At 74.0% G+C, this 13,108-nt stretch carries 11 protein-coding genes; 3 read left to right on the top strand and 8 right to left on the bottom strand.

Features of this window, described 5'->3' with window-relative positions; translation table 11 throughout:
• The first annotated feature begins 1 nt into the window (after position 1).
• Both ABT123_RS13135 and ABT123_RS13130 read left to right on the top strand, forming a co-directional pair.
• Positions 2 to 649, top strand: coding sequence for a precorrin-8X methylmutase (locus ABT123_RS13135; protein WP_351312756.1), 648 nt, complete (start codon positions 2 to 4; stop codon positions 647 to 649).
• Positions 646 to 2,151 (top strand): precorrin-2 C(20)-methyltransferase, encoded by a 1,506-nt coding sequence (locus ABT123_RS13130; RefSeq protein ID WP_351312754.1) that lies wholly within the window; start codon positions 646 to 648, stop codon positions 2,149 to 2,151. Before ABT123_RS13135 ends, ABT123_RS13130 begins: the two co-directional genes overlap by 4 nt.
• A gap of 56 nt (positions 2,152 to 2,207) precedes the next feature.
• Here ABT123_RS13130 and ABT123_RS13125 read toward each other — a convergent pair whose 3' ends face one another.
• From ABT123_RS13125 to cbiE, 4 genes are all read right to left on the bottom strand, one after another.
• Positions 2,208 to 2,831, bottom strand: a complete 624-nt coding sequence (locus ABT123_RS13125) for a YwqG family protein (protein ID WP_351312752.1) — start codon at positions 2,829 to 2,831, stop codon at positions 2,208 to 2,210.
• Positions 2,828 to 3,568 (bottom strand): cobalt-precorrin-6A reductase, encoded by a 741-nt coding sequence (locus ABT123_RS13120; RefSeq protein ID WP_351312799.1) that lies wholly within the window; start codon positions 3,566 to 3,568, stop codon positions 2,828 to 2,830. The genes ABT123_RS13125 and ABT123_RS13120 overlap by 4 nt, the downstream gene beginning before the upstream one ends.
• Positions 3,569 to 3,989: 421 nt before the next feature.
• A complete protein-coding gene (gene cobM, locus ABT123_RS13115; protein ID WP_351312750.1) occupies positions 3,990 to 4,739 on the bottom strand; it encodes a precorrin-4 C(11)-methyltransferase in 750 nt (249 codons plus the stop codon).
• Position 4,740: 1 nt separating this feature from the next.
• Positions 4,741 to 6,009 carry a precorrin-6y C5,15-methyltransferase (decarboxylating) subunit CbiE gene (gene cbiE, locus ABT123_RS13110; protein WP_351312748.1) on the bottom strand — a complete coding sequence of 423 codons (1,269 nt, stop codon included), beginning with the start codon at positions 6,007 to 6,009 and terminating at the stop codon, positions 4,741 to 4,743.
• Between the two features lie 201 nt (positions 6,010 to 6,210).
• Between cbiE and ABT123_RS13105 the strand changes: the two genes are divergently transcribed.
• Positions 6,211 to 7,263, top strand: coding sequence for a phosphatidylinositol-specific phospholipase C domain-containing protein (locus ABT123_RS13105; protein ID WP_351312746.1), 1,053 nt, complete (start codon positions 6,211 to 6,213; stop codon positions 7,261 to 7,263).
• A gap of 62 nt (positions 7,264 to 7,325) precedes the next feature.
• On the opposite strand, the gene ABT123_RS13100 is transcribed toward ABT123_RS13105, so the two are convergent.
• The 4 genes from ABT123_RS13100 to ABT123_RS13085 form a co-directional block, all read right to left on the bottom strand.
• Positions 7,326 to 9,611, bottom strand: a complete 2,286-nt coding sequence (locus ABT123_RS13100) for an immune inhibitor A domain-containing protein (protein WP_351312744.1) — start codon at positions 9,609 to 9,611, stop codon at positions 7,326 to 7,328.
• 80 nt (positions 9,612 to 9,691) lie between these two features.
• Complete coding sequence (locus tag ABT123_RS13095; RefSeq protein ID WP_351312742.1) at positions 9,692 to 10,657, bottom strand: NmrA/HSCARG family protein; 966 nt, start codon at positions 10,655 to 10,657, stop codon at positions 9,692 to 9,694.
• Between the two features lie 127 nt (positions 10,658 to 10,784).
• Positions 10,785 to 10,928, bottom strand: a complete 144-nt coding sequence (locus ABT123_RS13090) for a hypothetical protein (RefSeq protein ID WP_351312740.1) — start codon at positions 10,926 to 10,928, stop codon at positions 10,785 to 10,787.
• Positions 10,929 to 11,025: 97 nt separating this feature from the next.
• Positions 11,026 to 12,795, bottom strand: coding sequence for an HEXXH motif domain-containing protein (locus ABT123_RS13085; protein ID WP_351312738.1), 1,770 nt, complete (start codon positions 12,793 to 12,795; stop codon positions 11,026 to 11,028).
• Between the last annotated feature and the right edge of the window lie 313 nt (positions 12,796 to 13,108).

Below are 13,108 nucleotides of genomic sequence, written 5' to 3'. Positions count from 1 at the left end.
AATGAGCGAGTACCCCGTGTTCGAGTACGAGAAGGACGGCGCCGCGATCTACCGCCAGTCCTTTGCCACGATCCGCGCCGAGGCGGACCTCTCCGGGCTGCCCGCCTCGGTCGCCCAGGTCGCCGTCCGCATGATCCACGCCTGCGGCATGACCGACCTGACCCGGGACCTGGGCTACACGGACCAGGTCGTGCTGCGCGCCCGCGCCGCCCTGCACGCCGGCGCGCCGATCCTGTGCGACGTACAGATGGTCGCCAGCGGGGTCACCCGCAAGCGGCTGCCCGCCGGGAACGACGTGCTGTGCACGCTCTCCGACCCGGCCGTGCCGGACCTCGCGGCGAAAATGGGCACGACCCGCAGCGCCGCCGCACTCGAACTCTGGCGGGACCGCGGCCTGTTGGAGGGCTCCGTGGTCGCCGTCGGCAACGCGCCGACCGCCCTGTTCCGGCTGCTGGAGATGATAGAAGAGGGCGCCCCGCGCCCGGCCGCCGTCATCGGCGTCCCCGTCGGCTTCATCGGCGCCGCCGAGTCCAAGGACGCGCTCGCCGAACACCCCTCCGCCCTGGACCACCTGATCGTCCGCGGGCGGCGCGGCGGCAGCGCCATGGCAGCCGCCGCCGTCAACGCGATAGCGAGCGAGGAAGAATGAGCACCACGGCCAAGGGACGCCTCTACGGGGTCGGACTCGGCCCCGGCGACCCCTCCCTGATGACCCTGCGCGCCGTCCAGGTGATCGCCGGGGCGGACGTCGTCGCCTACCACAGCGCCCGCCACGGACGCTCCATCGCGCGGTCCATCGCGCAGGAGCACCTGCGCGCCGACCACATCGAGGAGCCGCTGGTCTACCCGGTCACCACCGAGACCACCGACCACCCCGGCGGCTACCAGGGCGCCATGGAGGAGTTCTACGAGGCCTCCGCCGCCCGGCTCGCCGTCCACCTGGACGCCGGTCGCACGGTCGCCGTCCTCGCCGAGGGCGACCCGCTCTTCTACGGCTCCTACATGCACATGCACAAGCGGCTCGCCGACCGCTACCCGACCGAGGTCATCCCCGGGGTGACCTCGGTGAGCGCCGCCGCGGCCCGGCTGCAGACCCCGCTGGTGGAAGGCGAGGAGGTCCTCACCATCCTCCCCGGCACCCTCCCCGAGGAGGAGCTCACCGCCCGCCTCGCGGCCACCGACTCCGCGGTGGTGATGAAGCTCGGCCGCACTTTCCCGGCCGTCCGGCAGGCCATGGCGGACTCCGGCCGGCTGGCCGAGGCGCGCTATGTCGAACGCGCGACGATGGCGGGCGAGCGGACCGGTCTGCTGGCGGACACCGACCCCGAGTCGGTGCCGTACTTCGCGGTGGCGGTGGTACCGAGCCGGGTCGGCAACCCGGGCACCCGGCCCGAACCGGCCGGCGGCGAGGTCGTGGTGGCCGGCACCGGACCGGCCGGCCCGCTGTGGCTCACCCCGGAGACCAAGCGGGCCCTGGCCGATGCGGAGGTCCTGGTCGGCTACACCACCTACCTGGACCGGGTGCCGGTCCGGCCGGGCCAGGTCCGGCACGGCTCCGACAACAAGGTCGAGTCGGAGCGCGCCGAGTTCGCCCTGGACCTGGCGCGGCGCGGCAAGCGGGTCGCGGTGGTCTCGGGCGGCGACCCGGGGGTGTTCGCCATGGCGACGGCCGTGCTGGAGGTGGCGGCCCAGGAGGCGTACAAGGATGTCCCGGTGCGGGTCCTGCCCGGGGTGACCGCCGCCAATGCCGCCGCCGCGGCGGCCGGCGCACCGCTGGGCCACGACTACGCGACGATCTCCCTGTCGGACCGGCTCAAGCCCTGGGAGGTCATCGCGGAGCGGCTGCGCGCCGCCTCCGCGGCCGACCTGGTGCTCGCCCTGTACAACCCGGGCTCCCGCAGCCGCACCTGGCAGGTGGCGCAGGCCCGGGAGCTGCTGCTGGAACTGCGCGGGGCGGACACCCCGGTGGTGGTGGCCCGCGACGTCGGCGGGCCGGAGCAGCGGGTCCGGGTGCTCACCCTGGGCACGCTGGAACCCTCCGAGGTGGACATGCGGACGATCCTGCTGGTCGGGTCCTCCCAGACCCAGGTCACCGAGCGCGGCGACGGCACCCGGATCACCTGGACCCCGCGCCGCTACCCGGAGTCCTGAGACGGCTTGGTGCGGAGGCGTACCGTACCGACGCGATACGCGATACGCGGTACGCCTCAGCACTGCCAGCCGAAGGCGGCCCGGCCGCAGGGCCCGCAGGCGTGCAGGTAGGCGCTGCCGGAGCCGAAGTTCATGGCGGTGGCCGGGTCCGGGCCCTGTTCCAGCTGGGCGGTGAACGCCATCGGCTGCGCGCAGCCGGGGCAGTCGGGCGTCTCGTCGTACTGGAGCCAGAACGGGGTGCCCCCGAGCTGGCCGAGCACCGCAGACTCGGAGCGTCCGGACCGCTCGGCCCAGAGCTCACCGGCCTCCTCGTAGGCGACGTCCCCCGCCGGTTCGTACGCAACGGCGTGCACATCGGGCAGCAGGACGCCGCCGTCGTCCGGGCGGGCCGGCGGCAGCGGTAGGGGGGCCAGCCCCTCGGCGGGGAACAGCAGGGCCCGGTTGCCGCCGGCCGCCGGGTCCCACTCCTGGCACAGCCCCGGCTGGTTCTGGCGCATGAACACGGCGACGACGCCCTGCCCGTCGTCGAGGAAGAGCTGGGCCAGGAACTGCATCGGGCCCGCGCACTCCGCGCAGTGCGGCCACTCGGTGCCCGCCGGGGCCAGCGGGATCCCGCCGGTGCGGGTCACCGGGGCGTCCGGGGCCACCGGCCCGGCGTCGGTCATCAGGTTTGTCGTCACGGGGTGACGGTACGGGCCGCCTCTGACAGCCAGGTCAGCGCGGCCGGCACCGACTCCGCCACCGGGACGCCGGCCGGGACCGGGGGCCGGTCCACGATCAGGACCGGGAGGCCGGCCTCGCGGGCGGCGGTGAGTTTGGGGGCGGTGGCCGAGCCGCCGCTGTCCTTGGTGACCAGGACGTCGATCCGGTGCCGGCGCAGCAGCTCGCGCTCCCCAGCCAGGGTGAACGGCCCCCGGTCGAGCAGGATCTCGGTCCGGGCCGGCACCGGCGGCTCGGGTGCGTCCACCGAGCGGACCAGGAACCACAGCCGGTCCAGCCCCGCGAAGGCGGCCAGGCCCATCCGGCCGGTGCTGAGGAAGACCCGGGTGCCGAGGCCGGGCAGGGCTTCGGCGGCTGTGGCCAGGGAGGGGACGCGGTGCCAGCGGTCCCCGGCGACCGGGGCCCAGGCCGGGCGGCGCAGGGCCAGCAGCGGGATGCCGGTGGCGGCTGCCGCTGTGGCTGCGTGGAAGCTCATCCGCTCCGCGAACGGGTGCGTGGCGTCGACCAGATGCGTTACGCCGTGCCCGGCCACCCACGCGGCGAGGCCATCGGGCCCGCCGAAGCCGCCGATCCGGGTCTCCCCGGGCGGCAGCACCGGGTTCGCAACCCGCCCCGCCAACGAGGTGGTGACCCGGCCGCCGCCCGCGGCCAAGGCCTCGGCCAGCCCCCGGGCCTCGGTGGTCCCGCCGAGGACCAGTACATGCCATGCAGCTGAAGCTGCGGTACCTGCCGAGCCGGCAGCGCCGGCGGGCTCGGTGGGGCCGGCGGCCTCGGTGGGGCCGTTGGCCCCGGTGGCTCCGCCGAGGTCCTGTACGTGCCGCGCAGCGGAACCGGAGGCCGCGGTGGAACCGGCGGTACCGGCGGCCTCGGTGGAACCGTTGGCCTCGGTGGTCCCGCCGAGGATCAGTACATGCCGCGCAGCGGAACCGGAGACCACGGTGGAACCGGCGGTACCGGCGGGCTCGGTGGAACCGTTGGCCTCGGTGGCTCCGCCGAGGGCCTGTACGTGCCGCGCAGCGGGACCGGAGGCCGCGGTGGAACCGGCGGTACCGGCGGGCTCGGTGGGGCCGGCCGGCTCGGTGGCTCCGCCGAGGGCCCGTACATGCCGCGCAGCGGAATCAGCAGGCATGCCGGTCGCGTTCCGGCGAGTACAGGTGGCTGTCGCGGAACTGTTCCGCGCCCAGCGTGCGGCCGACGATGATCACCGCGGTGCGAACCAGGCCCGCCGCCTTTACCTGCCCGGCGATGTCCTCCAGGGTGCCGCGCAGGATCAGCTCGTCCGGGCGGGAGGCCATCGCGACCACCGCCGCCGGGCAGTCCGCGCCGTAGTGGGGGAGGAGCTCGGTGACCACCCGGTCGACGTAGCGGGTGGCCAGGTGCAGGACCAGCAGCGCGCCGCTGCGGCCCAGGGTGGCCAGGTCCTCGCCCGCCGGCATCGGGGTGGCCTGCTGGGCGATCCGGGTGAGAATGACGGTCTGGCCGACCGTCGGGACGGTCAGCTCCCGCTTCAGCGCGGCGGCAGCCGCCGCGAACGCCGGTACCCCGGGCACCACCTCGTACGGCACCCCGGCCGCGTCCAGCCGCCGCATCTGCTCGGCCACCGCGCTGAACACCGAGGGGTCGCCGGAGTGCAGCCGGGCCACGTCCAGCCCGGCCTCGTGGGCCCCGACCAGCTCCGCGACGATCTGGTCGAGGTTCAGCTGCGAGGTGTCGACCAGGCGCGCGTCCGGCGGGCACTCGGCGAGCAGTTCGCGCGGCACCAGGCTGCCCGCGTACAGGCACACCGGGCTCGCGGCGAGCCGGCGCGCACCGCGCACCGTGATCAGGTCGGCGGCGCCGGGGCCCGCCCCGATGAAGTACACGGTCATATCAGTCCTCGGTTCCCTTCTCGGTTGCTTCCTCGGCCCGCCGGGTCACGGACCACTGGGTGACCGGCATCGCCTGACGCCAGCCGGTGAACCCGCCGACCGCCACCGCGTGCGAGACCGCGAGCTTCACCAGCTCGCCGCCGTGCCGCCCGTACCAGCGGCCGAGCAGCGCCTCCGACTCCAGGGTCACGGTGTTGACCACCAGCCGGCCGCCGACCGGCAGCGCCGCCCAGACCGTGTCCAGCAGTCCCGGCGCGGTCAGCCCGCCGCCGATGAACACCGCGTCGGGGGCGGGCAGTTGGGCGAGGGCCTCCGGGGCCGCGCCGGTGACCACGCGCAGACCGGGCGCCGGCACGCCGAGCGCGGCTGCGTTGCGGACGATCCGTGCGGCGCGCTCGGGGGAGCGTTCCACCGCGATGGCGCGGCAGGAGGGGTGGGTGCGCATCCACTCGATGCCGATGGAGCCGGAGCCGCCGCCGACGTCCCACAGCAGTTCGCCGGGGGCGGGGGCCAGGGCGGCCAGGGTCGCGGCCCGGACGTGGCGCTTGGTCAGCTGCCCGTCGTGTTCGTACGCGGAGTCGGGGAGTCCGGGTGTGGCGCCCAGGCGCAGGGCGCCGGGGGCGCGGCGGCAGTCCAGGGCGATCACGTGGAGCGGGTCGCCCGGCTCGTGGTCCCAGTCCGCGGCCGTGCCCTCGTACGCGCGTTCCCGCTCGGAGCCGAGCTGTTCCAGCACCCGCATCCGGGTCGGGCCGAAGCCCTGCTCGCGGAGCAGAGCGGCGATCTCGGCGGGTGAGCCGGAGCCCGCGCCGAGCACCAGCACCCGCCGGCCCTCGTGCAGCGCGGCGGCGACCTTGGCCACCGGGCGGCCGACCACCGTCACCACCTCGGTGTCCTCCACCGGCCAGCCCAGCCGGGCGCAGGCGAGGGAGACGGAGGAGGGGTGCGGGTGGACCTCCAGGCGGTCCGGTCCCAGCTCCTCGCAGAGCGCGCGCCCGATCCCGTAGAACATGGGGTCCCCGCTGGCGAGGACCGCGATCCGGCGGCCGGCGTACTGCTCCAGCAGCCTCGGCACCGCCGGGCGCAGCGGGCTGGGCCAGGCCACCCGCTCGCCCTCGCAGGCGCGGGCCGGCAGCAGGCACAGCTGGCGGGAGCCGCCGATCAGTACATCGGCCTCGGTCAGGGCGGTCCGGGCGGCCGTGGTGAGCCCGGTCCAGCCGTCCGCTCCGATGCCGACGACCGTCACAGGTATGGGGGGTGGTGCGGAGCTCACTGCGCGGTTCCTCGGGGCACGGGACGGGGGTGGCCCGCACTCTACCCGCCGGCCCTCCGGCCCGCCGCCCTGCCCGGGGGTGTCCCGGGGCGCAGGCCATGCGGAGATCACCTCGGTGTTGTCGTGCCCCTGCCCATTGTTCACTCGACTCGCCTACGCTCCGGCCCAGTTGACCTACCGGGCAGTAAGGGAGTCGGGAACATGGGACTGCGCAACCGCATCGCCGGAGGAATGGTGGCGGTGGCCGCCGCTGCCCTGGCCCTCGGCCCGGGCCCGGCCCAGGCCGCCCCCGCCAAGGCCTCCTCCGCCGAGGACTCGTACGCCGGTTCCACCGGCGTCGGCGTGCACAACGCGTACGAGAAGGCCAAGTACCCCTACTTCGCCGACGCCCTCGACTCCGGCGCCGCCATGCTCGAGCTCGACGTCTGGACCAACTTCTTCGGCAGCTCCTGGCGGGTCTCCCACAGCAACCCGGTCGGCAACGACAACAACTGCGAGAACGCCACCACCCCCGCCCAGCTGCGCACCAAGTCCCGCAACCAGAACCTCGCGGGCTGCCTCGCCGACATCCGCAGCTGGCACGACGCCCACCCCGGCCACCGCCCCGTCGTGCTGAAGCTGGAGCTCAAGGACGGTTTCGCCGCCAACCTCGGCCGCGGCCCCGCCGAGCTCGACGCGCTGCTCACCGCCAAGCTCGGCGACGCCCTCTACCGGCCCGGCCAGCTCGCCGCCGGTCACCCCGACCTGGACACCGCCGCCCGGGCCGGCGCCTGGCCCGGCCGGGCCGCCCTGGCCGGGAAGTTCCTCGTCGAACTCATCCCGGGCACCCTCGAGGAGGGCAATGCCGCGGACAAGCTGTGGACCGACCGCGAGTACGCCACCCACCTGCGCAACCTCGCCGCCGCCGGCCGGCTCGGCCAGGCCGCGGCCTTCCCCGCCGTGCACCGCGCCGAGGCCGGCGACCCCCGCAACCGCTACGCCGATGCCTCCCTCCGCCCCTGGTTCGTGGTCTTCGACGGCGACGCGAGCGCCTATGCGGGCGGCTCCATCGACACCGGCTGGTACGACCGCAACCACTACCTGCTGATCGCCACCGACGCCCACAACGTCGCCCCCGCCATCGACGGCACCCGGCCCACCGAGGCCCAGGCCCGCGCGCGCCTCGCCCTGCTCGCCGGCAAGCACGCCTCGGTGATCTCCGCCGACTGGTACCCGCTGCCGTCCGTCCTCGCCACCGTCGTCCCCCGGGGCTGACCCCGGGACCGGATCCGGGCCCGGGCGGGGGGTCGCACAGCCCCCGCCCGGGCCCGGTGCCGTCACGGCGAGGGGCTGACCTGGACCGTGGTCAGGTGCCCGCCCGCGGCCTCCTTCACCACCGCGATCCGGGTACCGGTGTCCGGCACCTTCACCCCGACCTGCGGCAGCTCCGCGTTCCAGTAGGAGCCCTTCCGGTCGTCGAAGACCGGCACCCCCGGCCGGGACGGGAACAGCGCCGGCACCCCTGCCTTGTGCAGTACGATCTCGTCACTCGGCCGCAGCGAGAACGGCGCGTCGAAGGTCTGCGCCCGGGCGTTGGCGAGCGTCCCGTCGGTGAACCGCAGTGCTTCCGGCCGGGCGTCCACCGGCAGCAGCATGCCCGCACCCGGGTGGGCCTTGGTGGTGTTGTCGCTGTACGCCGTGTCCCAGAGCCAGATGAGCACCCCCTGCTGATAGGGGTAGAACTCCACCCGGTCGGTGCCGAAGCCGAAGTTGTACGGTCCGGTCTTCAGGTAGCTGCCGTAGCCGGTGTGGCGACGGTTCTCCACCAGGTACGCCCGCGGGTGCTCGGCGATGCCCGTGCGGCCCTGCGTACGCGACCACTTGACCGCGCTCCAGCCGTTCGCGCCCTGCTCTGCGCCGTCCCGCAGCAGCTCCCGGCCCTCGGGCCCGGCGGTGATCCGCAGGTCGTCGAAGGTGACCCCGCGGCCGTGGGTGTTGCTGTCGGAGGTGACGCGCAGCCGCAGCTGTACGGACTTCCCGGCGAACGCGTCCAGCGGCACCGCGAGTTCGGCCCAGCCGGCGGAGGTTCCGCTGATCCCCTTCGCGGGGATGGCGGTCCCGCCGACGGTGCCGGGCAGCACCGCCCACTGCGCCCCGCCGTCCGTGGAGGCCTCGACGGTCAGGTAGTCGAAGTCCTGCTCGATGTCGTACCAGACCCGGGCACCGAGCCGGACCGGCTGCCCCGCGGACCCGGTCAGGTCGACCGTACGGGTCAGGGTGTTGTCCATGAAGTCGCCGGTACCGCTCCACCACTGGCTGCCGCCCTCGTACGGGTCGGTCAGCTCGGTCCGGGTCACCGACGGCGGCAGATGCACCAACAGGGCCTGCGGATCCTCGGTGTTGTAGCCGGAGACGCCGAGCACCGCACGGGTCTTCCGGCCGGCGTCGGCCTCGGTGTACTCCAGCCAGCCGAGCTGGAGCTTGGACCACGGGTCCAGATCGCCGGGGAAGTCGCCGGTGGTGTTGCGGCCCTTGCCCAGGTAGGAGCCGGCCGACATCAGCGACCAGTAGTTGACGCTGTTGTCGCCGTCCGAGCTGTACAGGTCGGGCAGGCCGAGATCGTGCCCGAACTCGTGGGCGAACAGGCCGACTCCGCTGTTCTCGCCGCCCGTCAGATAGTCCCCGGCCCAGATGCCGGAGTCGCCGACCGGGGTGCCGCCCGCCTTGTTGCCCTCCGGGCCGGCGGTTCCGGCCTGGTTCCAGTACGCGAACCAGCGGTGCGCCCACACGGCGTCCGTGCCCTGCGCCCCGCCGCCCCAGGTCTGGTCCTTGCCCGCGTGCACCACCATCAGGTGGTCGAGGTACCCGTCCGGCTCGTCGAAGTTGCCGTCGCGGTCGGCGTCGTACCGGTCCCACACGTCGTACTCGGCGAGCTGGGCCCTGATCTGCTCCGGGGTGCGGCCCTTGCCGCGCTCGGAGTGGTACCAGGCGTTCGTGGCGTCCCGGATCATGTCCCAGTTGGTGCGGCACTGGCCGGACTCGGTGCACTTGTCGGTGCCGTAGCGGGCCTCGTTGAAGGGCAGGGTCACCCAGTCGGTGACATGGCCCTCCATGTCGTAGCGGCTGGAGGACTGGAGCCGGTAGTAGTTCCGCAGGGTGGCCGCGCCGGGGTCGGTCCCGAAGAACTGCCGCTGGTAGTAGGCCCGGTCGAAGTCCTTGCGCCAGAGGGTGTGGTTGTCCTCCCGGGACGGCTTGCCGATGGTGTTGTGCCGGGGGCCGGGCGTACCGCCGTACTTCGGCTCCACCTGGTCGCCGAACTCGGCCAGGATGACGAACACCTTGTCCTTGCGTTCCTGGGCGAGTTCGACGTACCGCTTGCCGACCTTGACCTGCCGGGGGAGGGTGCCGTCCGGCTCGGCGCGGGTACCGCCGGCCGCGACTCCTTCCAGGGCCTGGCGGCGCAGGGCCTGCCGCTGGAGTTCCAGCGGGGCGGGCGGCATCGGGGCGGCGTACTGCTCGGCGACCGGCGGTACGGGGGCGGGGGGTTGGGGGACGGCGGCGAACGCGGGGGCGGCGAGCAGGGCGAGGGATATCGCCGCACCCGCCGCAGCGAGTCTGCGCAAGGTCGGGGACCTTTCGGTGAGTTGGACCGAAGCGCAGGTAATATTTCACATGTCACAGGTGATGAATAGGGGGTGGCCGGTCAGGACCACTGGAACCGGTTGCGGTGGGCGGCCAGCCAGGTCGCGAAGTCCTGGAGGGCCGGGTTCAGTGCGCGGACGGCGTCCAGGTCGCGGGCGCCGGTGAACCGCTCCTCGCAGTCGGCGTAGTACTGGAACATGTTCCCGCCCTCGTCCGCCCCCGGAAATCCCAGCGCACGGAACTCGTCCGGGGTCATCCGCCGGTGGCGCACCGTCACGCCCAGGGCCTCGGTGAGCGCCGCGGCCATCTCGTCCAGCCGCAGGTGCTCCCCGGCGATGCTCACGGTGGCCCAGATGAGGTCGGTCCCCCGCTCGAACACGGCGAGCGCGGTCCGCCCGATGTCGTCCACGGCGATCCCGGACAGCCGCTTGTCGCCCATCGGGTAGATCAGCTCGTACGCCCCGTCCTCGGCGCGCTGCGGGGCGAACGCGCCGAGCAGGTTCTCCCAGTAGAAGGTGGTCCGCAGGAAGGTCGTCGGCACCCCGGCCTCGGTGAAATACCGGTCGGCCTCCGCCTTCCCGTCGAAGTGGGGGACCTTGTACGAGCCCTGGAGCGTGGGCATCCGTTCGTCGTCGAGCGGAATGCAGGTGCGGGTGTCCTCCAGCGTCGACCAGATCGCATGCTGCACCCCGGCATGCCCGGCCGCCGTCGCCAGCGCCGCCGCCTGCGCCTTCTCGTGCTCCGCGGACATGTCCTCCCAGAAGTTCGTCACCAGGTACGCCCCGTAGGCACCCTCCATGGCGGCGGCCAGGCTCTCCTCGTCGTCCAGGTCGGCCCGGACGATGACGGCGCCGAGCCGCTCCAGCTCCCGGGCCCGGTCCGAGTCGGGGGTGCGGGTCACCGCCCGTACGGCGAACCCCTCACCCGCCGCGCCGTTGCCGCCCCGGCCTTCCAGGATGGCCCGCGCGAGTGAGCCACCCTGCTGCCCGGTGGCACCGAACACGGTGATGATCCGCTTCCCGGTCATCGTCAGCCCCGCTCCCTGCCGTCTGCGCTCCGCACCCGGCCGGGCGCGGTCCGCTGCGAACCTACGGCGAAGGATCAGAGGGGCGGGTCGTACACGCCGGTCGGGCCGCCAGGGCCCGCCGGGCGGCTCACACGCCGACGGCGCAGAACGACTTTGCGATGCTCAGCGGGACGATTGCGATGACCTTGTACTTGGGCCGGTCGGCGCCCGGTCCGTCGCACGGGACCTCCCGGTACCCGCCGGATGCGGTGGCCAGGGAGTCGGCGCCCACGCAGTCACCCCACGTCTGTGCCGGGCCCCGCTCGGACCACCCGTACGCCGCATGCCTCTGACGCTACCCGCTCAACACGGCTGCATGTGGGGGAAGTTCAGTTCCCCGCGGTGAGCCAGGCCGTGGCGCGGTGCAGCTCCTCCGGGGTGGTCGGGGCGAGGGCCAGCAGACGTTCCGGGCGGAGGGGAAGGCGATGGGCGGTGGGGGAGAGGCGGGCTCTGGCGAGGAGCCAGCCGCCGAGGGTGTGCGGGTCGGAGGGGCAGTCGCGCAGGGCCTCGGTGTAGAGGGCCAGGGCGGTGCGGGGGTCGCCGGCGGCGAGATGGGCGTCGGCGGTGGCGGGGGTGCGGGGCGGGGCGCCGTACAGGGGGGTGCGGGGGTCGGTCCAATGGGTGGGCTCGCGGATCAGGACGGGCTGGTGGGCCGAGGCCGGCGGGGGCGCGAGGCCCTCGTGGCAGGCGGTGGCCAGCAGGGCGCGCTCCCCGTCGGTGCAGCGGAGGTTGCGCAGGCGCCATTCGATCCGGTGGCTGAGGGCGGCATCGCGGGCCCGCGCGGCGACATCGGCGGGGAGGCGTTCGCGGAGCCAGCCGTCGAGGGTGGCCGCCAGACCGTGGAGGAAGCGGGTGCCGGCATCGGTGAGCCTGGCCCGGGTCAGCAGGGTGCGGACGACGAGCCTGGTCTGGAGGCGGCGCAGGCCGAAGTGGAAGGCCGCGTGCTCGGGGGCGGCTCGCTCGTCGGCCATGCGGTCGCGCCAGAACCCGGTGACTCCGGTGAAGGCGTACGCGCCGTGCAGGAGGCCGGCGGTGTGGCGCGGGTCGGGGCGCCAGGGCGCGTAGTGGATCTCGGCGCCGTCGTCGTGGAGGAGGGGGAAGAGGTGGAGCAGGGCGCCCAGTTTGCTGTGCTGGAACTCGTGCACCATGGTCTCGGCGAGGGCGAGACCGTCTTCGGGGCGGGCGATGAGCATGGAGCCGAAGGCGTCCGAGGTGGTCGCGCTCAGCATGGCCGGCTCATCGGGGGCGGGCGCCGACGGCGTCCCGGTCCAGGGGACGATACGGCGCACCTCCTCGACGCGCAGCTGTCCCGGGCCGGTGCCGGAGGGGCCCAGCACTGCTGCCGCCTCGGTGAACAGCCGCTGCCAGTCCTCCGCCGCGGCGCTGTCGAGGGGCTGCGGGAGGACCGGCTCGCCGAGTTCCCGGTACGGATCGAGGTCGTCCAGCCAGGTCGGGGTACCGGCGAAGGTACGCGCCCGCCTCCAGTGGCTGCTGCTCCCCACGCCGTCCCCGGGCCGTACGGTGATCGTCCGCCCGCCCGAGCGGGAGCCCGCGTGAGGGGTCAGGTGGAGGTCGCCGCCGCGCAGGCGTGCCGTGGCCGTGCCGTAGCCCCGGGACCCGTCGATCCCGGCGTGGCCCAGGGTGGGCAGGGCCAGGCCGCCGTTCCGGACGGGCACCAGGACATCGGCGTCCAGGCCCGCCCGGATCCGGGCGGCGAGGCAGATCGCGAAGAGGTGCCCGGCATCGGCCCAGAGCGGCGGCCCGTCCGCCGTCTCCTCCGCCGTCCCGTGCAGCCGGCGCAGCAGGTGCGCGGTCCAGCAGCCGATCTGGGGACTCATCAGCAGTTCTTCGACGGCTTCCGGCTCGGCCTCGGCCGCCTCCGCGATCAGCTGCCAGGCCGTGCCGGCCGAGCCCAGTCCGCCCAGCACCTCCGGGCGTTCGTCGAGGCGGTCGAGCAGCTCGCCCAGCAGCATCAGGCGCCGGGTGCGTTCGGCTCGGACCAGGAAAGCGACTGCCTCGGAGGAGCCGCCGCCGGAGGCGAGCTGGTCGAACCAGCGCCCGGGCATGCGTAAGTGCCCGCCGTGCTGAGACGATGCCATGTCAAGAAGCCCCGCCGCCACCACCCGGTGGATTCGGCCCGCCCACCGCATTGCTGCGGGGCCGCCGCGCCTGGGTCAGCAGCCGTTCGTTGCGCCATGGGGCGGGTATGGCACGGAGTGCTGCGAAGCTCACCCCGGTCAGATCCGCCAGATCGGATTCCACGTGGTCCGGAAAGTCCGGACACCCGGGACGCGTCTCGTTGGCCGGCTCATACAACGTGCTTCCCCCTCTGTGTTCCCCGTTCACGCGCTCTGTTCAGATGTGCCGCTCGCGATGCCGGAGTCCTTCCATCATGACGAACCGAGGGCGTCT

Source organism: Streptomyces sp. NPDC002054 (assembly GCF_040296685.1).
GTDB lineage: Bacteria > Actinomycetota > Actinomycetes > Streptomycetales > Streptomycetaceae > Streptomyces.
Note: the sequence above shows the minus strand (reverse complement) of the source record. Positions and strands in the feature narration are given on the sequence as shown.

Coding starts and splice junctions, on each gene's coding strand:
- ABT123_RS13135 (WP_351312756.1), top strand. CDS start 2: ATGAGCGAGTACCCCGTGTTCGAGTACGAGAAGGACGGCGCCGCGATC.
- ABT123_RS13130 (WP_351312754.1), top strand. CDS start 646: ATGAGCACCACGGCCAAGGGACGCCTCTACGGGGTCGGACTCGGCCCC.
- cobM (WP_351312750.1), bottom strand. CDS start 4,739: ATGACCGTGTACTTCATCGGGGCGGGCCCCGGCGCCGCCGACCTGATC.
- ABT123_RS13105 (WP_351312746.1), top strand. CDS start 6,211: ATGGGACTGCGCAACCGCATCGCCGGAGGAATGGTGGCGGTGGCCGCC.
- ABT123_RS13095 (WP_351312742.1), bottom strand. CDS start 10,657: ATGACCGGGAAGCGGATCATCACCGTGTTCGGTGCCACCGGGCAGCAG.
- ABT123_RS13085 (WP_351312738.1), bottom strand. CDS start 12,795: ATGGCATCGTCTCAGCACGGCGGGCACTTACGCATGCCCGGGCGCTGG.